The sequence below is a fragment of the Streptomyces sp. NPDC058576 genome, from assembly GCF_042718715.1.
Taxonomy (GTDB): Bacteria; Actinomycetota; Actinomycetes; order Streptomycetales; family Streptomycetaceae; genus Streptomyces.
The window spans coordinates 13,939-35,271 of the sequence record NZ_JBHXPF010000064.1 but is presented as its reverse complement, the minus strand read 5'-3'; the positions used below and the strand labels follow the sequence as shown (position 1 = coordinate 35,271).

Genomic DNA, 21,333 nt, shown 5'->3' with positions numbered 1-21,333 from the left:
CGGCGCCTGTGGCCTGCGGGACCTGGGGCGTGTCCTAGAACCCCAGCTTCCGCAGCTGCTTGGGGTCGCGCTGCCAGTCCTTGGCGACCTTCACGTGCAGGTCCAGGAAGACCGGGGTGCCGAGCAGTGCCTCGATGTGCTTGCGGGACTTGGTGCCGACGTCCTTCAGCCGCTGGCCCTTCGGGCCGATGATGATGCCCTTCTGGCTGGGGCGCTCGATGTAGACGTTGGCGTGGATGTCCAGCAGCGGCTTGTCCGCCGGCCGGTCCGTGCGCGGCAGCATCTCCTCGACGACGACCGCGATGGAGTGCGGCAGTTCGTCGCGTACGCCCTCCAGCGCCGCCTCGCGGATCAGCTCCGCGACCATGACCATCTCCGGCTCGTCGGTGAGATCGCCCTCGGGGTAGAGCGGCGGGCTCTCCGGGAGCAGCGGGGCGATGAGGTCGGCGAGCAGGCTCACCTGCTGGTCCTTCACGGCGGACACGGGCACGATCTCGGCCCACTCGAAGCCCAGCTCCTCCGCGAGCGCGGAGACGGCGAGGAGCTGTTCGGCGAGTGCCTTGGACTCGACCAGGTCGGTCTTGGTGATGATGGCGATCTTGGGAGTCTTCTTGATCCCCGCGAGCTCCTTGACGATGTACTTGTCGCCGGGGCCGAGCTTCTGGTCGGCGGGCAGGCAGAAGCCGATGACGTCGACCTCGGCCCAGGTCGTCCGCACGACGTCGTTGAGCCGCTCGCCCAGCAGCGTGCGCGGCTTGTGGAGGCCGGGGGTGTCGACCAGGATCAGCTGCGCGTCGTCACGGTGCACGATGCCACGCACCGTGTGCCGGGTGGTCTGGGGGCGGTTGGAGGTGATCGCCACCTTCTGACCGACGAGAGCGTTCGTGAGGGTGGACTTGCCGGCGTTGGGGCGGCCCACGAAGCAGGCGAAGCCTGCCCGGTGGGGGGAGGTGGTCTCCGCTTGCGGGGCAGCGGATTCTTGGTTCGGGCGAGCGCTCATGGCGACCATTCTCCCCGATCCCGGCGGCGCTCTCGTACAGCGGTACGCCGGGACGCGCCGGAGGGCCGGGCGGAACGGCCGCCGGAGCGGTCCTTCAGCCCGCTGTGACGCGCGCCCGCAGCGTGCCGTCGGGGCCCGCGAGCAGCACCGGGGTGTCCGGCCCGCCCAGGTCCCGGACCGCCGCCCGGTCGTCGTCGGAGGGGGTCTCGGCGGCGGAGACCACGGCGGCCGCCTCCAGCGAGGTGGCGCCGCTGGCCACCGCCATGGCGACGGCGGTCCGCAGCGCGCTGAGCTTCAGCGACTCCAGCGCCACCGTGCCCGCGACATACGTACGTCCCGTCTCGTCGCGTACGGCCGCGCCCTCGGGCACCCCGTTGCGGGCGCGGGCGCTGCGCGCCAGGGTGACGATCTTGCGGTCCTCGGCGTCGAGGCCGGCGGCGTTGGTGGTGTCGGTCATGGCACGAGCATACGAAGCGGGCGGGCGTCCCGGATCACTCGCCCCGGCGTCCGAGGGGCGGTCGGGGAGTTGGGGGCGGGGCATCCTCGGCCTCACCGCGCAGGAGGTCGATGCGGGCGAGCACCTCGTCCACATGCGGACGCACCCGGGCCGCCAGCTCCTCGCTCCAGCGCTCGTCCGCGTAGTGGCTGCCGCGGTACAGGTCCCTGGCGTGTTCCAGGACCGGGCGGTGCTCCGCGGGGAGCCGGGCGACGGCCCAGTCCGCGGCGGCGTCCTTCGGCCGGATCTCCCCGGTGGCCAGGGTGGTCCAGACGCGGGCCAGGGTGAGCAGGACGTTACGGGTGTCCTCGGCCAGGTCGCCGAGGAGTTCGGGGAGGCCGGCGAGGCTCGCCCGGACGAGGTCGGCGTGGGGCACGGGGTCGATGAGCCGGGCGGGGGGCGGTCCGGTGAGGGGGTGGTCGCCCGCCCGGGCGGCGTCGAGCACCAGGGCCAGGTCCGGCAGGGGCGCGGGGTGCGGTGGTCCGCTCGCGGAGAGTTCGCCGCGGAGCCACTCGCCGTAGAGGAAGTCGGCCGTCGGCGGGTAGCGCCAGGGGCGGATCTCGGACTGCACGACGACGGTGAGCTCGACCGGCCGGACCTGGGCCGTGAGGCCGGAGATCTCCAGGACGCCCGCGAGCAGCGCCCGTCGCCGGTGCTCGTCCAGGCTCCGCCGGGTCACGGCGAGGACGTCGAGGTCGCTGGCCGGTTTCAGGCCTCCGAGCACGGCGGAGCCGTGGAGGCAGGAGCCGAGGAGGTCGGGCCCCAGCACGTCCTGGAGCAGACCGACGGTCCGGTCGAGTTGTCCGGTCACGTCCGTGGCCCCTTCCCTGACCTGCGGGTCGCCCCTACGGGCGGTCCAGGCGGAGCCGCTCCGCCTTCGGGAGCCCCGAGACCACCAGGTCGTAGGAGTCCTCGATCATCTCGCGCAGCAGCCGGTCCGGGACGCCGGAGACGGTGACCGTGTTCCAGTGCCGCTTGCTCATGTGCCAGCCGGGCACGATCGCGGGGTGCGTCTCGCGCAGCCGGATCGCCTCGTCGGGATCGCACTTGAGGTTGACCGTGAGCGGGCGGGCGTCCAGCGCGGTGAGGGCGAACATCTTGCCGAGCACCTTGAAGACCGAGGTCTCAGGGCCGAACGGGAACTCCTCCACGCTCGCGTTGAACTCCAGGCAGAAGGCCCGCAGCCGCTCCGGCGTCATTCCGCTTCCTTCTCCTCGGGTTCCTTGTGCTCGGGCTCCACGAGCACCGTGACGATCTTGTTCCGGCGGCCCGCCGGGGACTCCGCGGTGAGCCGGAGCCGGCGCTGGTCCGGCAGCTCGACGACGGCCGAGGCGCCGGCGATCGGGACCCGGCCGAGCGCCTTGGCGAGCAGGCCGCCGACGGTCTCCACGTCCTCGTCGTCGTACTCGTCGAGCCCGAAGAGGTCGCCGAGGTCCCCGATGTCGAGCCGGGCGGTGACCCGGTAGCAGCCGTTCTCCAGCTCCTGGACGGGCGGCAGCTCCCGGTCGTACTCGTCGGTGATCTCGCCGACGATCTCCTCCAGGATGTCCTCGATGGTGACGATGCCCGCGGTGCCGCCGTACTCGTCGATGACGACCGCGACATGGCTGCGGTCCTGCTGCATCTCGCGCAGCAGGTCCCCGGCGTTCTTGGTGTCGGGGACGAAGGCGGCGGGGCGCATCGCGGTGGAGACCGGGTCGGCCTCGGACTCGCGGTTGATGTGCGTCTTGCGGACCAGGTCCTTCAGGTAGACGATCCCGACGACGTCGTCCTCGTTCTCGCCGGTGACCGGTATCCGGGAGAAGCCGGAGCGCAGGGCGAGGGTGAGGGCCTGGCGGATCGTCTTGTAGCGCTCGATGGAGACGAGGTCGGTGCGCGGCACCATGACCTCGCGGACCAGGGTGTCGCCCAGCTCGAAGACGGAGTGCACCATGCGGCGCTCGTCGTCCTCGATGAGCGACTCCGCCTCGGCGAGGTCGACCATGGCCCGCAACTCGGCCTCGCTGGCGAACGGGCCCTTGCGGAACCCCTTGCCCGGGGTCAGCGCGTTGCCGACGAGGATCAGCAGCTGCGGGATCGGCCCCATGATCCGGGCCAGCGGCAGCAGGACGTACGCCGAGGCCGTGGCCGTGTTCAGCGGGTGCTGGCGGCCGATCGTGCGCGGGGAGACGCCGATGGCGACGTAGGAGACGAGGACCATCACCCCCATCGCGACGGCCAGCGCCTCCCAGGTCTCGGGGAACTCCTGGAGGCAGACGTAGGTGACGAGGACCCCGGCCGACATCTCGCAGGCGACCCGCACCAGCAGGGCGACGTTGAGATAGCGGGTCGGGTCGGCGGCGATCTGCGCGAGCTTCGCGCTGCCGCGCCGGCCGGAGCGGACCGCCTCGTCCGCCCGGAAGCTGGAGGTGCGGGCGATGCCGGCCTCGGCACAGGCGGCCAGCCAGCCGACCATGACCAGCAGGACGGCGCCGACGATCAACGGGGCCATCACGAGACGGTGGGGGCGGGGGACGCGCCGGTGAGCCCGTGCTCACCGCGCCAGCCGTCCACGATGGCGGCCTGGAGACCGAACATCTCGGCCTTCTCGTCCGGCTCCTCGTGGTCGTACCCCAGCAGGTGCAGCACTCCGTGGACGGTCAGGAGCTGGAGCTCCTCGTCCATGGAGTGCTGCGTCGGGGCCTCTTCGCCCTGCTTCTTCGCGACCTCAGGGCAGAGCACGATGTCACCGAGGAGCCCCTGCGGGGGCTCCTCGTCGTCCTTGGCCGGCGGACGCAGCTCGTCCATCGGGAAGGACATGACATCGGTCGGACCGGGGAGGTCCATCCACTGGATGTGCAGCTGCTCCATGGCGTCGGTGTCCACCACGATCACCGAGAGCTCGGACAGCGGGTGGATCCGCATCCGGGCCAGTGCGTAGCGGGCGATGTCGAGGATCGCCTGCTCGTCGACCTCGGTTCCGGACTCGTTGTTGACGTCGATCGACATGGTGCGCTGCGACTACTTCCCTTTACGGCGGTCGCGTCGGCCGTCCTGGCGGCCTTCCGCCTGACCGTCCTGCTGACCGTTTCGGCTGTCGTACTTCTCGTACGCGTCGACGATACGGCCGACGAGCTTGTGCCGGACGACATCCTGGGAGGTGAGCCGGGAGAAGTGCACGTCGTCCAGGCCCTCCAGGATCTCCTGGACCTGCCGCAGGCCGCTCTTGGTGCCGCTCGGCAGGTCGACCTGGGTGACGTCACCGGTGATGACGATCTTGGAGTCGAAGCCGAGGCGGGTGAGGAACATCTTCATCTGCTCGGCGCTGGTGTTCTGCGCCTCGTCGAGGATGATGAAGGCGTCATTCAAGGTTCTGCCACGCATGTAGGCCAGCGGCGCGACCTCGATCGTGCCCGCCGCCATCAGCCGCGGGATCGAGTCGGGGTCGAGCATGTCGTGCAGGGCGTCGTAGAGCGGGCGCAGATACGGGTCGATCTTGTCGAACAGGGTGCCCGGCAGGAAGCCGAGCCGCTCCCCCGCCTCGACGGCGGGCCGGGTCAGGATGATCCGGCTGACCTGCTTGGACTGGAGGGCCTGGACCGCCTTGGCCATGGCGAGGTAGGTCTTGCCCGTACCGGCGGGGCCGATGCCGAACACGATCGTGTGCTCGTCGATGGCGTCGACGTACCGCTTCTGGTTGAGCGTCTTTGGGCGGATGGTGCGGCCGCGGTTGGAGAGGATGTTCTGCGTGAGCACCTCGGCGGGCGTCTCGCCCTGGGGGTCTCCCTGTCCGTTGCCGGCCGCCCTGAGCATGGCGATCGACCGTTCCACTGCGTCCTCCGTCATCGGCGCTCCGGTGCGGAGCACGAGCATCATCTCGTCGAACAGGCGTTGGATGAGGGCGACGTCGGCGCCCTCGCCCGTGGCACTGATCTCGTTGCCCCGGACATGGATGTCGGCCGCCGGGAAAGCCTCTTCGATCACGCGCAACAGCGAGTCTCCCGATCCCAGGAGCATCACCATGGGGTGTGCGGCCGGGATTCTGATCTGGGCACGCGCCTGCGGCTGTGTGGGTGACTGAGTCATGGGCCGGCCCTCGGGCCTGCGCATACCTCCCGTTGCAGGGTTCTCGCTGCTCGACAACCTCTGGACCACCAAGCCTACGACCTGGCGGTGACAACACCGAGAGGTTTTACCGGCCGTGTGTGCGACGCGGCCGTCACCGTCCGCTCATTGGCGGAAGCCGATCGTGGGCACCGCGCGCCGCAGCGGCCAGGCGCGGGCCGTGGTGGGCAGCAGGTCGTCCAGGAAGGCGTACCGCTCCAGGGCGGCCGGGTCCTGGTCGTCGAGGGTGCGGATGCGCTGCCACCAGGCGGCGACCTCGGCCCAGCCGGGGGCGGAGAGCGAGCCGCCGAACTCCTGGACCGAGAGGGCGGCGGTGAGCCCGGCGAAGGCGAGCCGGTCGGCGAGCGGCCAGTCGGCGAGGGTGCCGGTCACGAAGCCGGCGACGAAGACGTCCCCCGCGCCGGTCGGGTCGAGCGCCTCCACCGCGATGGCGGGCACCTCGGCGGCGGCGCCCGTGCGGCCGTCGACGGCGTACGCGCCCTCGGCCCCCAGGGTGACCACGGCGAGCGGGACGCGTTCGGCGAGCGCGTGGGCGGCGGTGCGGGGGCAGTCGGTACGGGTGTAGCGCATCGCCTCCTCGGCGTTGGGCAGGAACGCCTCGCAGTGGGCCAGGTCGGGCAGGGCGTCCAGGTCCCAGCGGCCGGTCTCGTCCCAGCCGACGTCGGCGAAGAGGAGAGCGCCGTCGCGGGCGGCGGTGGCCACCCAGGGCTCGCTCCGGCCCGGGACGAGCGGGGCGATGGCGGCGCGGGCGCGCGGCGGACAGTGCGGGAAGGCCGGGCCGGGGGCGGTGGCGGCTCCGGTGGGGGCGGCGGCTCCGGTGGGCCTGATGTGCGCGGGGGTTGCGGCGTGCGCGGGGGTTTTGGCGTGCGCGGAGGCTCCGGTGGGCGCGGGGGCCTCGTGGCCGTGCGAGACCATCGTGCGCTCGCCCTCGTACGCCATGGAGACGGTGACCGGGGAGTGCCAGCCGGGGACGGTGTGCGACATCGAAAGGTCGATGCCCTCGCCCTGCTCCAGGGCGTCCCAGCAGTACTCCCCGTAGTGGTCGTCGCCGAAGGCGGCGGCGAGCGAGGTGCGCAGGCCGAGTCGGGCGAGGGCGGTGGCCATGTTGGCGACGCCGCCGGGGCTGGAGCCCATCCCCCGGGCCCAGGACTCGGTGCCGCGTACGGGGGCGCTGTCGAGGCCGGTGAAGATGATGTCGAGGAAGACCGGGCCCGTCAGGAAGACGTCGCAGGCGGGGTCGCGGGGGGCGCGCAGCGCCTGCAGCGGGTCGATGCCCGCGGTCTCTGTGCTCACCGTGCGCTCCCGGAGTCGTGCGGCGGATCCCGGCGGATCCCGGACCGCGTGGGGTGCGGATCGCGACGTGATCCGGACCGTGTGAGATGCGGCCAGTCTGCCCGATCCGCCCGACCGAACGCAGGGTCCGCGCCCATGTGTTCGCAGCACGTCTGACCTGCATAAACATGCGCTAATACCCGGGGTTTCGCTGCATAAACGCAGAAGTGACCCAGATCACATCGGGGCGGCTTTCGGGGAGCCGGAAGCGCTTGATACAAATTGCCCCGCGAGCACCTTCGGGGACGTTGTCCGACGAGCGCCGCAATCCCCTGGCATATCGCCCTACCTCCGCAGCACCCCCATCCCTTCTCGCAGTACCCCCATGCCTTTCCGCAGCACCCGCTGCCCTGCGGCAGCACCCCCACGTCTTTCGCGCAGTACCCCCTCCCCCTCCCCCTGCCTGCTCAGGCATGTCTTCAGGAACGCCCATGTCCTCGCGCCCTGGTGCCGCGTGGCCCCTGGTGGCCGTGTTCACCGCCGGTTACCTCGCCTCCTACCTGCTCCCCACCGTCGTCGGCCGGCTCAGCGTCCACCTCGGGCTGAGTCCCGCCCAGGCGGGCCTGGTCGGCAGCGCCCTGCTCCTCAGCTCGGCCGGCGCCGGCTTCGCCCTGGCGGGCCGGGTCGAACGGTTCGGGGCCCGCACCCCCGCCCGTGTCGGACTGGCGCTGGCCGCCATCGGCTACGGCTGCGCCGCGCTCGCCGGGTCCGTACCGCTGGTGGTGCTCGGCGTGATGGTCGGCGGCTTCGGCTCGGGCACCGCGACGGCGGTCGCCGCGGCCGGGATCGCCGCCCGGCGCGACCCGCACCGGACGTCCTCGCTCGGGCTGCTCACCGTGTCCGCCACGGCGGGCGTCCTCTATCTGACCATCCCTCACCTCGGCGGCGGCCACCGGCTTCCGTTCGCCGCGATCGCCCTGGTCGCCCTGCTCGTCTGGCCCGCGACCGGCCGGCTCGGCGGGGCGACGACGGCGGAGGGGACCACCTCGCCGATCACCGGCCGGCTGCCGCACCGCCGCTCCGGGCTCGTCCTGGCGGGCGGCATGCTCGTCTGGTCCATGGCGCAGAACGCGCTGTGGGGCGTGAGCAGCCGCATCGGCGTGGTCCAGGTGGGGCTGTCCGAGGTCACCGTGGGCGCGGTGTTCGCGGCCGCGCTCGGCGCGGGTCTGCTCGGGGTGACGGGCGCCGGGCTGCTCGGCGCGCGGCTCGGCCGGGCGGTGCCGATCGGGCTCGGGACCGTGGTCATCGCGGCGAGCATCGTGCTCAGCTCCTCGGCCACGGACCTCGGGTCGTTCGCGACCGGCGAGATCATGTGGAACACCGTCTACCCGGTGGTCCTCTCCTACCTCATCGGCCTGGCCGCATCCCTGGACGTACGCGGCCGCTGGGCGGTGCTGGCGGGCTCGGCCTCCTCGGTGGGGGTGGCCTGCGGCCCGCTGCTGGGCAGCGTGCTCTCCGAGGAGGCCGGCTACCCGGCGATGGGCCTGATCCTGGGGGCGGCCACCCTGCTGGTCGCCGCCCCGGTGACCGCCGTGGCACTGCACACCGGCGGCCGTCCGCTGGTGCCCGGTTCGGTGCGCCGCCGCGGTGGCGCCCCGGCCGCCCTGCTCGCCGCCACCACCGGCGGTCTGCCCGGCGCGGTGCCGAAGCTCGGTTCACCGGAGCAGGCCGTCACGGAGCTGCGCGTTCCGGCGCTGCGGCGCAGGCTGGTGCGCAGCGCGATCCGGACGGCCGGTCCGGACGGCGGTTCCGGTCAGTCGAACGCGTACGCCTCGACCTCGGACAGGTAGCGCGCCCGGCGCTCCTCGTCGTGGTCGAGGAAGGCCGCCTCGAAGGAGTTCCGGGCCAGGGCGCGCAGCTGCTCCGGGTCCAGGGCGAGCGCGTCGCGGACGGCGTCGAAGTTGTCTCCGGCGTACCCGCCGAAGTAGGCGGGGTCGTCGGAGTTGACCGTGCAGAGCAGCCCCGCGGCCATCATCCGCGGCAGCGGGTGGTCCGCGAGCTTGTCGACCGTGCGCAGCCTCACGTTGGAGAGCGGGCAGAGCGTGAGCGGCACCCGGTCGGTGACCAGCCGCCGCACCAGCTCCGGGTCCTCCAGGCAGCGCAGCCCGTGGTCGATGCGCTCGACGCCGAGGACGTCCAGGGCCTCCCGGATGTACTCCGGCGGGCCCTCCTCCCCCGCATGGGCCACCTTGCGCAGCCCGAGCGCGGTGGCCGCCTCGTACACCTCACGGAACTTGGCGGGCGGGTGGCCGACCTCGGCGGAGTCCAGGCCGATGGCGCTGATCCGGTGCAGGTACGGCTTCGCGGCGTCCAGGGTGCCGAGGGCCGATTCGGCGGACAGGTCGCGCAGGAAGCACAGGATGAGCTGGGTGGAGACGCCGTGGTTCTCCTCGCTGCGCTCCAGGGCCCGGCCGAGGCCTTCGATGACCGTGCCGATGGGGACGCCCCGGGCGGTGTGGGCCTGCGGGTCGAAGAAGATCTCGGCGTGCCTGACGCCCTGCGCGGCGGCGCGGGCGAGGTAGGCGTCGGCGAGTTCGGCGAAGTCCTCCTCGGTGCGCAGGACGGCCATCAGCGCGTAGTAGAGGTCCAGGAAGGACTGGAGGTCCTCGAACTCGTAGGCGGCGCGCAGTTCGTCGGTGGTGGCGTAGGGCAGGGCCACCCCGTTGCGTTCCGCGAGGGCGAAGGCCAGTTCGGGTTCGAGGGTGCCTTCGATGTGGAGGTGGAGTTCGGCCTTGGGGAGGTGCACGGTGTCTCGCAAACGGTGGTGCCGGCGGGTTCAGTGGTGGTGTCGGGGAGGCAGCGGGACCCGGATCAGGTCCTGGGCGATGGTGAGTTCGCCGTCGAACCCGGCGGCGCGGGCCTGGGTCTCGAAGAGCTCCGGGTCGCTGTAGCGCTGGGAGAAGTGGGTCAGCACGAGGTGGCGCACGCCCGCTTCCTTCGCGACCCGGGCGGCCTGTCCGGCGGTCAGGTGGCCGTGGTCGACGGCGAGTTTCCCGTCCTCGTCGAGGAAGGTCGACTCGATGACGAGCATGTCGCAGCCCTCGGCGAGCGCGTACACCCCGTCGCAGAGCCGGGTGTCCATGACGAACGCGAACCGCTGGCCGCGCCGGTGTTCGGAGACCTGCTCCAGGGTGACGCCGCCGAGGGAGCCCTCGCGCTGGAGGCGGCCTACGTCCGGTCCGGCGATGCCGTGCTCCTGGAGCAGGGCCGGCAGCATGCGCCGGGTGTCGGGCTCGGTGAGGCGGTAGCCGTACGACTCGACGGGGTGCGAGAGCTTCCTGCTGTCCAGGGTGTACGCGGGGGTGGTGGCGAGGATGCCGCCGTCACCGGTGACCGGGACCTGGGTGAGTTCGACGGTCTCGCGGTAGGCGGTGGCGTACCGCAGCCGGTCGAAGAAGTGCTGCCCGCTCGCCGGGTAGTGGGCGGTGACCGGGTGCGGCACCTGGTCGAGGTTGATCCGCTGGATCACCCCGGCGAGCCCGAGGGAGTGGTCGCCGTGGAAGTGGGTGACACAGATCCGGTCGATGTCGTGCGCGGCGACCCCGGCCCGCAGCATCTGGCGCTGGGTGCCCTCGCCGGGATCGAGGAGGATGCCCTCGCCGTCCCAGCGCAGCAGATAGCCGTTGTGGTTGCGGTGGCGGGTGGGTACCTGGCTGGCGGTGCCGAGCACCACCAGCTCGCGTACGGACATGGGGAACGCTCCTGCGGTGCGGGGGTTATCCGGGGGGCCACTGGAGGCCGCGGCCGCCCAGGACGTGGGCGTGCGCGTGGAAGACGGTCTGGCCGGCGCCGGAGCCCGTGTTGAGGATGATCCGGTAGCCGGTGGAGTCGACCTTCTCGTCCGCGGCGACCACTCCGGCCTCGCGCAGAACGTCGGCGGCGATGAGCGGTTCGGCGGCGGCGAGGGAGGCGGCGTCCGGGTAGTGGACCTTCGGGATGACGAGGACGTGGGTGGGGGCCTGCGGGTTGATGTCGCGGAAGGCGACGGTGGTCTCGCTCTCGCGGACGATGGTCGCCGGGATCTCTCCCGAGACGATCTTGCAGAACAGGCAGTCGGACTGCGGCTCTCCCGCCATGGCCGGGCCTCCTCGTCGCTGGTGATCGGTACGGTCACTGGTGATCAGTACTGGGCATGCTATCCCCGGGCCGTCAGGGCCGGTTTTCATCCCCAGCGGCCGGTGCGTCCCAGCAGCAGCGCGGTGGCTGCGGTCCCGGCGGTGGAGGTGCGCAGCACGCTGCGGCCGAGACGGTAGGGGCGGGCGCCCGCCCCGGCGAAGGCGGCCAGCTCCTGCGGGGAGACGCCGCCCTCCGGGCCGACGACGAGCACGATCGAGCCCCCGGCCGGGAGTTCGGCGGTGGCGAGCGGGGTGCTGTCGTGATCGCGGTCCTCGTGGAGGACCCCCGCGAAGTCGGCTTCGGCGAGCAGGGCGGCGACCTGCTTGGTCGTCATGGCGTCGGCCACCTCGGGGAAGCGCACCCGGCGGGACTGCTTGCCCGCCTCCCGTGCCGTACTGCGCCATTTCGTCAGGGCCTTGGCGCCCCGCTCGCCCTTCCACTGGGTGATGCAGCGGGCGGCCTGCCAGGGGACGATCGCGTCGATGCCGGTCTCGGTCATGGTCTCGACGGCCAGTTCGCCCCGGTCGCCCTTGGGGAGCGCCTGGACGACGGTGATCCGGGGTGCGGGTGCGGGCTCCTCCTGGACGCCCGCGCGGAGGGTGACGGTGAGCCGGTCCCTGCCCTCGGCGGCGTGCACGACGCCCTCCGCCCAGTGGCCGAGGCCGTCGGTGAGGACGACGTCCTCGCCGGTCCGGAGCCGCTTGACGGAGACGGCGTGCCGTCCTTCGGGGCCGTCCAGGACGAACTGCGGCCCGGTGGGCATCCGTTCGACGACGAAGACCGGTGCGGTCACCGGGGGCTCCTCATGCTCAGGGCCGACCGGGCGGCCTCCAGTTCGGCGGCGAGCAGCTCGATCAGCTCACCGGCGGGCAGTTCGCGGGCCATCCGGTGGCCCTGCCCGGCCCACAGGGCCATGCCCTGGGCGTCCCCGGCCTTGGCGGCGGCCTGGCGCAGCCCGCTGGTGACGTAGTGCACCTGGGGGTAGGCGGCGGGGGCGTACGGGCCGTGTTCCCGGACGAAGCGGTTGACCAGGCCGCGGGCGGGCCGCCCGGAGAAGGCGCGGGTCAGCTCGGTGCGGACGAACAGGGGGTTGGTCAGGGCCTGCTTGTGCAGCAGGTGGGCGCCGGACTCGGGGCAGACCAGGAAGGCGGTGCCGAGCTGGGCGGCGTCCGCGCCCGCCGCGAGGACGGCGGCGATCTGGGATCCGCGCATCAGTCCGCCGGTGGCGACGATCGGGATCTGCACGGTCTCGCGGACCTGGGTGACCAGGGAGAGCAGCCCGGTGCCGGTCTGGTCGACCTGCGGGTCGTCGCGGTGGGTGGACTGGTGGCCGCCCGCCTCGACGCCCTGGACGCAGACGGTGTCGGCGCCCGCCCACTGGGCGCTCTGGGCCTCCTCGGCGGAGGTGACCGTGACGATGGTGTGCGTCCCGGCCCGGGCGAAGGCGTCCAGCGTGTCGCGGGTGGGGCAGCCGAAGGTGAAGGAGACGGCCGGGACCGGGTCCTCCAGCAGGATCGCGACCTTCGCCTCGTAGCCGTCGTCGCCGCTGCTGTCCGGGTCGCCGAGCGGGGTCTCGTACCAGGCGGCCTCGCCGGCGAGCTGGTGGCGGTAGACCTCGACGGCACTGGGGTCGGCGAGCGCGGGCTGCGGCATGAAGAGGTTGACGCCGAACGGCCCGCCGGTGAGCCGGCGCACCTGTTTGATCTCGTTGTACATCCCGTCCGCCGTCTTGTACCCGGCGGCCAGGAATCCGAGCCCGCCTGCTTCGGCGACGGCCCCGGCGAGCTGGGGTCCGGACGTGCCGCCCGCCATGGGGGCCTGCACGATCGGATACCGGCAGAGATCGGTCAACTCGGAGGACATGACCGCATCGTGCCACGTCCCGTGCACGGGGCCGAATCAGCCAGCCGACGGCCTGACCGGATCTCCCGCCGTACGCCGCACCGCCCGCCGGTGGAGAACCGGCGGGCGGTGCGGTGAAAGGCGGAAAGCGGTTCAGCGACCGTTGAACGCGTCCTTCAGACGGGAGAAGAGGCCCTGCTGACCTGGCTGAAACTGGCCCAAGGGCCGTTCCTCGCCGCGCAGCTTGGACAGCTCCCGCAGCAGCCGCTCCTGCTCGGGGTCGAGCTTGGACGGGGTCATCACCTCGACGTGCACGATCAGGTCACCCCGGCCGCCACCGCGCAGATGGGTGATCCCGCGCCCGTGCAGGGGCACGGACTGGCCGGACTGGGTGCCGGGCCGGATGTCGATCTCCTCCAGGCCGTCCAGCGTCTCCAGCGGGCACTTGGTGCCGAGGGCCGCGGCCGTCATGGGGATGGTGACCGTGCAGTGCAGGTCGTCGCCGCGGCGCTGGAAGACGGCGTGCGGCAGCTCGTGGATCTCCACGTAGAGGTCGCCGGGCGGGCCGCCGCCGGGGCCGACCTCGCCCTCTCCGGCGAGCTGGATACGGGTGCCGTTGTCGACGCCCGCCGGGATCTTGACCGTGAGCGTGCGCCGCGAGCGGATGCGGCCGTCGCCGGCGCACTCCGGGCAGGGCGTCGGCACGACCGTGCCGAAGCCCTGGCACTGCGGGCAGGGCCGCGAGGTCATGACCTGGCCCAGGAAGGACCGGGTGACCTGCGAGACCTCGCCGCGGCCGCGGCACATGTCACAGGTCTGCGCGGAGGTGCCGGGGGCCGCGCCCTCGCCGCTGCAGGTGTTGCAGACGACGGCCGTGTCGACCTGGATGTCCTTGGTGGTGCCGAAGGCCGCCTCGTTGAGGTCGATCTCCAGCCGGATCATGGCGTCCTGGCCGCGCCGGGTCCGCGAACGGGGCCCGCGCTGCGCGGCGTTGCCGAAGAAGGCGTCCATGATGTCGGAGAAGTTGCCGAAGTTGCCGGCTCCGAAACCGCCGGCGCCGCCACCCCCGCCGCCGGCGGAGAGCGGGTCGCCGCCGAGGTCGTAGACCTGCTTCTTCTGCGGGTCCGAGAGCACCTCGTAAGCGGCGTTGATCTCCTTGAACCGCTCCTGGGTCTTCGGGTCCGGGTTGACATCCGGGTGCAGCTCGCGTGCGAGCCGACGGAATGCCTTCTTGATCTCGTCCTGAGATGCGTCGCGGCGCACGCCGAGTACGGCGTAGTAGTCCGTGGCCACTTACGACTCCGCCAGGATCTGTCCGACGTAACGTGCCACTGCGCGTACCGCTCCCATCGTTCCGGGGTAGTCCATGCGGGTCGGTCCGACCACGCCGAGTTTGGCGACTGCCTCGTCGCCCGAACCGTAGCCGACCGCGACGACGGACGTGGAGTTGAGCCCCTCGTGGGCGTTCTCGTGCCCGATCCGTACGGTCATGCCGGAGTCCGTTGCCTCACCGAGCAGCTTCAGCAGGACGACCTGTTCTTCCAGTGCTTCCAGCACCGGCCGGATCATCACCGGGAAGTCGTGTCCGAAGCGGGTGAGGTTGGAGGTGCCGCCGATCATCAGCCGCTCCTCCGTCTCCTCGACCAGCGTTTCGAGGAGGGTGGAGAGAACCGTGGAAACGGTTCCCCGGTCCTCGCTGTCGAAGGATTCCGGCAGCTCCTGCACCAGGCGCGGGACATCCGCGAAGCGGCGTCCGACGACCCGGCTGTTGAGCCGGGCCCGCAGATCCGCGAGCGATGCCTCGCCGAACGGCGCAGGGCAGTCGATCATACGCTGTTCGACCCGGCCGGTGTCCGTGATCAGGACGAGCATCAGCCGGGCGGGGGCGAGCGCCAGCAGCTCCACGTGCCGCACCGTCGAACGGGTCAGCGAGGGGTACTGCACGACGGCGACCTGCCGGGTCAGCTGCGCGAGCAGCCGGACGGTCCGGCCGACCACGTCGTCGAGGTCGACCGCGCCGTCGAGGAAGTTCTGGATGGCCCGGCGCTCGGGCGAGGACAGCGGCTTGACGCCCGCGAGCTTGTCGACGAAGAGGCGGTACCCCTTGTCGGTCGGGATGCGTCCCGCGCTCGTGTGCGGCTGGGCGATGAAGCCCTCGTCCTCCAGCACCGCCATGTCGTTGCGGACGGTGGCCGGGGAGACCCCCAGCCGGTGCCGCTCGGTCAGCGCCTTGGAGCCGACGGGCTCCTCGGTGCCGACATAGTCCTGGACGATGGCGCGCAGCACTTCGAGTCTGCGTTCGCTGAGCATCGCGCACACCTCCAGCTGTGTCTCTCCGGATCTCTCCGGTGTCCGGCTGGCACTCGGTGCGTACGAGTGCCAGCAATCCCCCCGTCAGTGTACGGGGGTGGGGTGGGGCCGGGGCAAGGGCGACCGGCCACGCTCCCAGGGGACTGCGCAGGTCGTTGCCGATAGCGTCGTGGTATGGACGTCGCTTGGGAAGACTTCGGCTGGGAGCGGTTGGGCCACGGTATCGGCAGGCGGCGGCTCCCCGGCTGGGACGCCACCGCCGCGCTGGCCGCCGGGCCGGACGGGGTGCTGCTGTACGACACGGGCGCGACCCTGCGCGAGGGCGTCGAGCTGCGGCGGCAGGCCGAGGCGCTGCTTGGGCGGAGGGTGACGCATATCGCACTGAGCCACCCGCACTTCGATCATGTGCTGGGCACGGCGGCGTTCGCCGGGGCCCAGGTGTACGGGGCGGTGGGCGTCGGGGCCCTGCTGCGGGACGCGGCGGAGAGCCTGTGCGCGTCGGCCGTGCGCCACGGGGTGCCGGAGGACGAGGCGGCCCGGTCGGCGGACACGCTGGTGGCCCCGCACCACGAGGTGTGCGGCGACTGGACGCTCGACCTGGGGGGCGGCCGTCAGGTGCTGCTGGCGAACGTGGGCCCGGGGCACAGCGGTCACGACCTCGCGGTGCTGGTGCCGGGCTCGGACGGTGAGCCTCCGGTGGTGTTCTGCGGCGACCTGGTCGAGGAGTCGGGCGAGCCGCAGGCGGGCCGGGACGCGATCACCTCGCGCTGGCCGGCCGCGCTGGACCGGCTGCTGGAGCTGGGCGGCGAGGACGCGCTGTACGTTCCGGGGCACGGTGCGGTGGTGGACGCGAGCTTCGTCCGGGCGCAGCGGGCGGCGCTGGCGGAACGGTTCGCGGTGGCGTGAGGATCTTCACGGCGGCGCGGGACCTTCGCAGCGGGGTGAGGATCTTCACGGCGGCGGGCGGATTATCGTCGGGCCATGCGCAGCTACCAGCCGGACCTGACCCCGCCGTGGAAGAGGTCCGCCCCCGTGCCCGAGGTGCCCGCCGAACCCGATCTGGTCGTGGAGGAGGTCGCCACCGGCTTCTGCGGGGCCGTGATCCGCTGCGAGAAGACGGCCCAGGGACCGACGGTGACCCTGGAGGACCGCTTCGGCAAGCACCGGGTGTTCCCGATGGAGCCGCGCGGCTTCATGCTGGAGGGCAAGGTCGTCACCCTGGTGCGCCCGGGCCCCGGCGGCCCCGTGCGGCCCGCCCGTACGGCCTCCGGTTCGGTGGCGGTGCCGGGCGCGCGGGCCCGGGTGGCGCGGGCCGGGCGGATCTATGTGGAGGGCCGGCACGACGCGGAGCTGGTGGAGCGGGTGTGGGGCGACGACCTGCGCATCGAGGGCGTGGTCGTGGAGTATCTGGAGGGCGTGGACGACCTTCCGGCGATCGTCGGGGAGTTCGCGCCGGGGCCCGACGCCCGGCTGGGAGTGCTGGTGGACCATCTGGTGCCCGGCTCCAAGGAGTCCCGGATCGCCGATCGGGTGACCGGGGACCATGTGCTGGTGGTGGGGCACCCGTACATCGACGTGTGGGAGGCGGTGAAGCCGTCCTCGGTGGGGATCGACGCCTGGCCGGTGGTGCCGAGGGGGCAGGACTGGAAGACCGGCGTGTGCCGGGCGCTGGGGTGGCCGGAGAACACCGGGGCGGCCTGGCAGCACATCCTGTCCAAGGTCCGCAGCTACAAGGACCTGGAACCCCAACTGCTGGGCCGGGTGGAGGAATTGATCGACTTCGTCACGCTTCCGGACTGATGTCCGGGGCCGGAAGCCGGCCCGACGGCGACCCGTTGAAGAGGATCACGTACCGATCCCTGTGAATGCCTGCGTCCCACACGCACCATCGGTTATTGAGGTGGGAGAACGGGCAGGCGGTTCACGGGCCGAACGGCTCACGGGGGAAGGGCGGGCACGGGGCGATGGCGCGCGAGGTCTGGCGGGACAGTGCGGACAACGAGGCGGCCTCGGCCGTCTTCCACCTGATGCAGCAGCTGATCGACCGGTACCGGGTCAACCGGCCGGTGATGCCGCTCGTGGTGGTCCAGGCGGCGGACGCCGGGGCCGGTCCGGAGATCGACGCGCGGGTGGAGCAGCTCGTGCACCAGGTGCACCGGGCCAACGAGTTACGCCGGGTGCCGGTGCGGCTGCTGGACGGCGCGGGGGCGACCCCGTACGAGGCGGCGCTCGACATGGTGCGCACGCTCTCCGAGAAGGCGTGGGAGACCCGCGAGAACACCCAGTACAAGAACTTCGCCTTTCCGCGCTCCCGGCTGCTCGGGGCGATCGAGCAGGCCACCGCGACGGTGGTCGAGCAGTCGCACGGGAACCCCGCCGGGATACGCGAGGAAAGGATTCTGGAGCAGCTGAGCCGGCTGCGCTGGCGGTCGTCCGGCCGGCCGCGCGGGGCAACCCGGTGGGACGGGCTGCGGCAGTCGGTGCGGCCCGAGACGTTCGTCGGGGCGCTGTTCATCGCCCTGCTCAGCGTGTTGCTCGGGGAGATCGACTGGCTGCTGACGGCCCTGGTGGCGGCCCTCGCGCTGATCGGGCTCGCCGTGGTGGGCCTGGCGAGCCGGGCCGCGCCGCCGCTGCTGTGGCTGCGCCGGGCCAGCCGGTGGTTCGCCACCACCTCGTCCCTGGCCGCGTCCAGCACCGGCCATCCCTCGGACGGCTGGTCGTGGTTCTCGCCGAGCGGCTCGTGGCGGGTGATCCGGGCGCGGGCGGCGGCCGTCGCGGAGCGGGTGGCGGGCGACGAGCACGCCCGCCAGTTCCATCTGGAGCTGCGGGTGCAGGCGCTGCTGGAGGACCTGCGGCACAACTACCGCCCGCACTCCCTGGACTGGCGGCGCAGCAAGCGCACGGTCCCGCCGGTGGTGTTCCTGCCCCGGGCCACGCAGGACAACGGCGGCATCCTGCTGATCAACGCGATCAACAACGTACGGTCGCGGCGCAGTGAGGTCGATCCGCTGCTGCTGCTCGCCTCGCTGCCCGCCCCGGAGATCATGCGGCACACCCCGCCACTGCCCCCCGAGCGGACGGGTCCGGGCGCGCCGACCGGTTCCTCCGGGGCGCGGGCCCGTTACGAGCGCTGGGTCGACGATCTGAGCCTGGGCCAGTCGCCGGTGGCGGCGGCGACCCTGGCGTGGGTGCTGCTGCTGCCGCTGTCGACCGAGAAGCTGACCCATGAGCACGCGCACGCCCAGCTCGTCACCCACCGGGTGCGGCGGACCTGGGCGTGGTGGGTGATGTCACGGGCGACGATCGCCGTGGTCGTCGTGGGGAGCCTGCTGGGGGCGTTCCTGTGGGCCGGGCACTGGCGCGACACGTACTGCCACGGCCCGTTGACCGACCGGAACACGGACGCGATCTGGGAGGAGCACGACGGCGGCCGGGAGTGTGTGGGGGTGGCGACCGCGCCCGAGGTGCTCTTCGCGCGGGGCAACGACCTGGAGCTGAACGGGGCCGGGAAGGGCATCACGTTCGAGCGGATCGAGCAGGCGATCCGCGAGGAGAACGACGACATCGATCCGGGCGACGCGTACGTGACGGTCGTGTACGCCGGTCCGCTCACCGCCACGGGCAGGGACGAGGAGGCGACCCGCAAGGGGCTGGAGGAGCTGACCGGTGTCTACCTCCAGCAGCGGGCGGTGAACAAGACGGTGCGCCGGTCGGTGAAGCTGCGGGTGCTGACCGCCAACGGCGGTGAGGACATGCTGCGGCAGCTCGTCGCCGTGCGGAAGATCATCGAGGTGGCCCGGCGGGACCCGACCGTGGTCGGGGTGGTCGGCCTCGGCCGCAACACCCAGGAGAGCGAGAAGGCGACGAAGCTGCTCCGCGAGGCCGGTCTGGCGGTGGTCAACACGACGAACTCCAGCAGCGACCTGCCCCGCGAGTATCCGAACTACTTCGGCCTCGCGGCGACGGACGAGGAGCAGACGCACGCGCTCGGGCTGGTCGCCCGGCAGATCGCGAAGGGCCTCGACCGCCCGCACGCGATCGTGCTGTCGCGCGAGGACGTCAACGGGGACCTGGACCGGTACACCGCCGAGCAGCGGGACGCGGGCCGGAAGATGCTGAAGGACTCGGGTTTCGAACCAGGCAAGGACGTGACGTACGACCTCGCGGGCGGGGCGAGCCTGAACGCCCCGCTGACCACCATCTGCCAGGCGGAGCGGGTTCCCGACGCGCTGTACTTCGCCGGGCGGGTCGAGGACGTACCGACGCTGATGCGGGGGCTCTCGGAGACCACCGGGTGCTCCGACCGGCGGATGACGGTGTTCACCGGGGACGATCTGACGAAGGGCACGTTCGACGACTCCACGTCCATCGCGGCCAACGTCACGCTCTACCACTCCTCGCTGGCCCCGCTGGACCGGGGGAAGAACCTCGGCTTCTACGGGGACGCGTACCGCACGCTGCGGCGGCTGCACCCCGAGGGCGAGGTCGCCACGCTGGTATCGGGGCGTCCGGCGTACGAGGACGACCTGTTCGCCAGCGGGCAGACCGTGATCTCGTACAGCGCGACGGCGGCCCTGTACGACGCGGCGGCGCGCGGCGACAAGCGGCGGAGCGCGGCGGAGACGTGGGCGACGCTGCACACGGTGGACCTCAACAACATGCCCACGGGGACGATCTCGTTCAGCCGGGCGAGGTCCTCGGTCTCGGACAACGTGCACGGTCTCAACATCGTCAAGGTGGTCCGGCCGGGGCCGAGCGCCGAGCGGACCCTGGTCTGCGGCAAGCCCGCCGGGGTGGCGCCCCCGCTGACGGCGAACGACTGCCGACCGTGAGGACGTCCGTGAGGCCGTCCGTGAGGTTTTCCCCGGAAGTCAGTCGACCAGGTCGCGGACGACGGCGTCGGCCAGGAGCCGCCCGCGCAGGGTGAGGACCGCGCGGCCCTTCCCGTACGGCTCCGGCTCCAGCAGCCCGTCGGTCAGGGCGCGGCGGGAGGCGGCGAGGCCGTCGGGTTTCAGCAGGGTGAGCGGGCAGCCCTCGCGCAGCCGCAGCTCCAGCAGGATGCGCTCGACCCGGCGGTCCTCCTCGGCCAGGATCTCGCGGCCCGCGCCGGGCGAGCGGCCCTCGGCGAGCGCCTGGGCGTACGCGCCGGGGTGCTTCACGTTCCACCAGCGCACGCCGCCGACGTGACTGTGGGCGCCGGGGCCCGCGCCCCACCAGTCGGCGCCGCGCCAGTACAGCTCGTTGTGGAGGCAGCGGCCGGCCGCGGTGGTGGCCCAGTTGGAGACCTCGTACCAGTCGAAGCCCGCGGTGGCGAAGGCCTCGTCCGCGATGAGATAGCGGTCGGCGTGCGCGTCGTCGTCGGTCATCGGGATCTCGCCGCGCCGGATGCGGCGGGCGAGCTGGGTGCCCTCCTCGACGATCAGGGCGTATGCGGAGACGTGGTCGGGGCCCGCGCCGATCGCCGCGTCGAGGGTGGCCCGCCAGTCGTCGTCGGACTCGCCGGGGGTGCCGTAGATCAGGTCGAGGTTGACGTGGTCGAAGCCCGCCGCGCGCGCCTCGGCGACGCAGGCCTCGGGGCGGCCGGGGGTGTGCGTACGGTCCAGGATCTTCAGGACGTGCTGCTTGGCGCTCTGCATCCCGAAGGAGACCCGGTTGAAGCCTCCCTCGCGCAGGGCGGAGAGGTAGGCGGGGTCGACGGACTCCGGATTGGCCTCGGTGGTGATCTCCGCGTCGTCCGCGAGCCCGAACTCCTCCCGGATCGCCGCCAGCATCCGGACGAGATCGGCGGCCGGCAGCAGGGTGGGGGTGCCGCCGCCGACGAAGACCGTACGGACCGGGCGCGGGTCGTCGCCGAGGACCTTGCGGGCCTGGCGGACCTCCTCGATGAGATGGGCGGCGTAGTTGTCACGGGAGGCCAGCGCCCCGCCGGAGCCGCGCAGCTCGGTGGCGGTGTAGGTGTTGAAGTCGCAGTAGCCGCAGCGGGTGGCGCAGTACGGGACGTGCAGGTAGAAGCCGAGCGGGCGGTCGGCTGCGCCTTCCAGGGCATGGCGGGGCAGCGCCCCGTCGTCGGGCACGGGCTCACCATCGGGCAGTACGGAAGGCATACCGTCCATTGTCGCTCGCCCCCGAAGTG

20 protein-coding genes are annotated in these 21,333 nt (G+C 72.3%); 4 read left to right on the top strand and 16 right to left on the bottom strand.

Features of this window, described 5'->3' with window-relative positions; all coding sequences use genetic code 11:
* Positions 1–34 precede the first annotated feature (34 nt).
* The 8 genes from era to ACFWRV_RS30820 form a co-directional block, all read right to left on the bottom strand.
* Positions 35–1,009 (bottom strand): GTPase Era, encoded by a 975-nt coding sequence (era, locus tag ACFWRV_RS30855; RefSeq protein WP_384339204.1) that lies wholly within the window; start codon positions 1,007–1,009, stop codon positions 35–37.
* An 85-nt stretch (positions 1,010–1,094) separates the two neighbouring features.
* Positions 1,095–1,457 carry a cytidine deaminase gene (locus ACFWRV_RS30850; RefSeq protein ID WP_384339203.1) on the bottom strand — a complete coding sequence of 121 codons (363 nt, stop codon included), beginning with the start codon at positions 1,455–1,457 and terminating at the stop codon, positions 1,095–1,097.
* Positions 1,458–1,491: 34 nt separating this feature from the next.
* Positions 1,492–2,307 carry an aminoglycoside adenylyltransferase family protein gene (locus tag ACFWRV_RS30845; protein WP_384339202.1) on the bottom strand — a complete coding sequence of 272 codons (816 nt, stop codon included), beginning with the start codon at positions 2,305–2,307 and terminating at the stop codon, positions 1,492–1,494.
* Between the two features lie 34 nt (positions 2,308–2,341).
* Entirely contained in the window at positions 2,342–2,695 is a 354-nt protein-coding gene (locus ACFWRV_RS30840; RefSeq protein ID WP_384339201.1) for an MmcQ/YjbR family DNA-binding protein, read from the bottom strand.
* Positions 2,692–3,990 (bottom strand): hemolysin family protein, encoded by a 1,299-nt coding sequence (locus ACFWRV_RS30835; protein WP_384339200.1) that lies wholly within the window; start codon positions 3,988–3,990, stop codon positions 2,692–2,694. Before ACFWRV_RS30835 ends, ACFWRV_RS30840 begins: the two co-directional genes overlap by 4 nt.
* On the bottom strand, positions 3,987–4,484 hold the full coding sequence (gene ybeY / locus ACFWRV_RS30830) for an rRNA maturation RNase YbeY (RefSeq protein ID WP_003969265.1): 498 nt from the start codon (positions 4,482–4,484) through the stop codon (positions 3,987–3,989). The genes ACFWRV_RS30835 and ybeY overlap by 4 nt, the downstream gene beginning before the upstream one ends.
* A gap of 12 nt (positions 4,485–4,496) precedes the next feature.
* Complete coding sequence (locus ACFWRV_RS30825; protein WP_384339199.1) at positions 4,497–5,561, bottom strand: PhoH family protein; 1,065 nt, start codon at positions 5,559–5,561, stop codon at positions 4,497–4,499.
* A gap of 144 nt (positions 5,562–5,705) precedes the next feature.
* On the bottom strand, positions 5,706–6,893 hold the full coding sequence (locus tag ACFWRV_RS30820) for a carbohydrate kinase family protein (protein WP_384339198.1): 1,188 nt from the start codon (positions 6,891–6,893) through the stop codon (positions 5,706–5,708).
* Between the two features lie 470 nt (positions 6,894–7,363).
* On the opposite strand from ACFWRV_RS30820, the gene ACFWRV_RS30815 reads away from it, so the two are divergent.
* Positions 7,364–8,722, top strand: coding sequence for an MFS transporter (locus ACFWRV_RS30815; RefSeq protein ID WP_384339197.1), 1,359 nt, complete (start codon positions 7,364–7,366; stop codon positions 8,720–8,722).
* Here ACFWRV_RS30815 and ACFWRV_RS30810 read toward each other — a convergent pair.
* The 7 genes from ACFWRV_RS30810 to hrcA all read right to left on the bottom strand — a co-directional run bounded on the left by ACFWRV_RS30810 (position 8,686) and on the right by hrcA (position 15,200).
* Positions 8,686–9,678 (bottom strand): adenosine deaminase, encoded by a 993-nt coding sequence (locus ACFWRV_RS30810; RefSeq protein WP_384339196.1) that lies wholly within the window; start codon positions 9,676–9,678, stop codon positions 8,686–8,688. The genes ACFWRV_RS30815 and ACFWRV_RS30810 overlap by 37 nt on opposite strands.
* Before the next feature lie 30 nt (positions 9,679–9,708).
* A complete protein-coding gene (locus tag ACFWRV_RS30805) occupies positions 9,709–10,623 on the bottom strand; it encodes a ribonuclease Z (protein ID WP_384339195.1) in 915 nt (304 codons plus the stop codon).
* Between the two features lie 25 nt (positions 10,624–10,648).
* Positions 10,649–11,008 (bottom strand): histidine triad nucleotide-binding protein, encoded by a 360-nt coding sequence (locus ACFWRV_RS30800; protein WP_384339194.1) that lies wholly within the window; start codon positions 11,006–11,008, stop codon positions 10,649–10,651.
* An 86-nt stretch (positions 11,009–11,094) separates the two neighbouring features.
* Positions 11,095–11,841 carry a 16S rRNA (uracil(1498)-N(3))-methyltransferase gene (locus tag ACFWRV_RS30795; protein ID WP_384339193.1) on the bottom strand — a complete coding sequence of 249 codons (747 nt, stop codon included), beginning with the start codon at positions 11,839–11,841 and terminating at the stop codon, positions 11,095–11,097.
* Entirely contained in the window at positions 11,838–12,911 is a 1,074-nt protein-coding gene (locus tag ACFWRV_RS30790) for a nitronate monooxygenase (RefSeq protein ID WP_384339192.1), read from the bottom strand. The genes ACFWRV_RS30795 and ACFWRV_RS30790 overlap by 4 nt, the downstream gene beginning before the upstream one ends.
* A 132-nt stretch (positions 12,912–13,043) precedes the next feature.
* The gene (dnaJ, locus tag ACFWRV_RS30785; protein WP_384339191.1) at positions 13,044–14,183 is read right to left on the bottom strand and encodes a molecular chaperone DnaJ; all 1,140 of its coding nucleotides are present in this window, start codon (positions 14,181–14,183) and stop codon (positions 13,044–13,046) included.
* Entirely contained in the window at positions 14,184–15,200 is a 1,017-nt protein-coding gene (hrcA, locus tag ACFWRV_RS30780; protein ID WP_030585444.1) for a heat-inducible transcriptional repressor HrcA, read from the bottom strand. It abuts the gene before it with no gap.
* 174 nt (positions 15,201–15,374) lie between these two features.
* Between hrcA and ACFWRV_RS30775 the strand changes: the two genes are divergently transcribed.
* From ACFWRV_RS30775 to ACFWRV_RS30765, 3 genes are all read left to right on the top strand, one after another.
* A complete protein-coding gene (locus ACFWRV_RS30775) occupies positions 15,375–16,106 on the top strand; it encodes an MBL fold metallo-hydrolase (protein WP_384339190.1) in 732 nt (243 codons plus the stop codon).
* 75 nt (positions 16,107–16,181) lie between these two features.
* Entirely contained in the window at positions 16,182–17,000 is an 819-nt protein-coding gene (locus tag ACFWRV_RS30770) for a DUF3097 domain-containing protein (protein ID WP_384339189.1), read from the top strand.
* 164 nt (positions 17,001–17,164) lie between these two features.
* Positions 17,165–20,032, top strand: a complete 2,868-nt coding sequence (locus ACFWRV_RS30765; protein ID WP_384339188.1) for an ABC transporter substrate-binding protein — start codon at positions 17,165–17,167, stop codon at positions 20,030–20,032.
* 39 nt (positions 20,033–20,071) lie between these two features.
* Here the strand turns inward: ACFWRV_RS30765 and hemW are convergent, their stop codons facing one another.
* The gene (gene hemW / locus ACFWRV_RS30760) at positions 20,072–21,313 is read right to left on the bottom strand and encodes a radical SAM family heme chaperone HemW (protein WP_384339187.1); all 1,242 of its coding nucleotides are present in this window, start codon (positions 21,311–21,313) and stop codon (positions 20,072–20,074) included.
* Between the last annotated feature and the right edge of the window lie 20 nt (positions 21,314–21,333).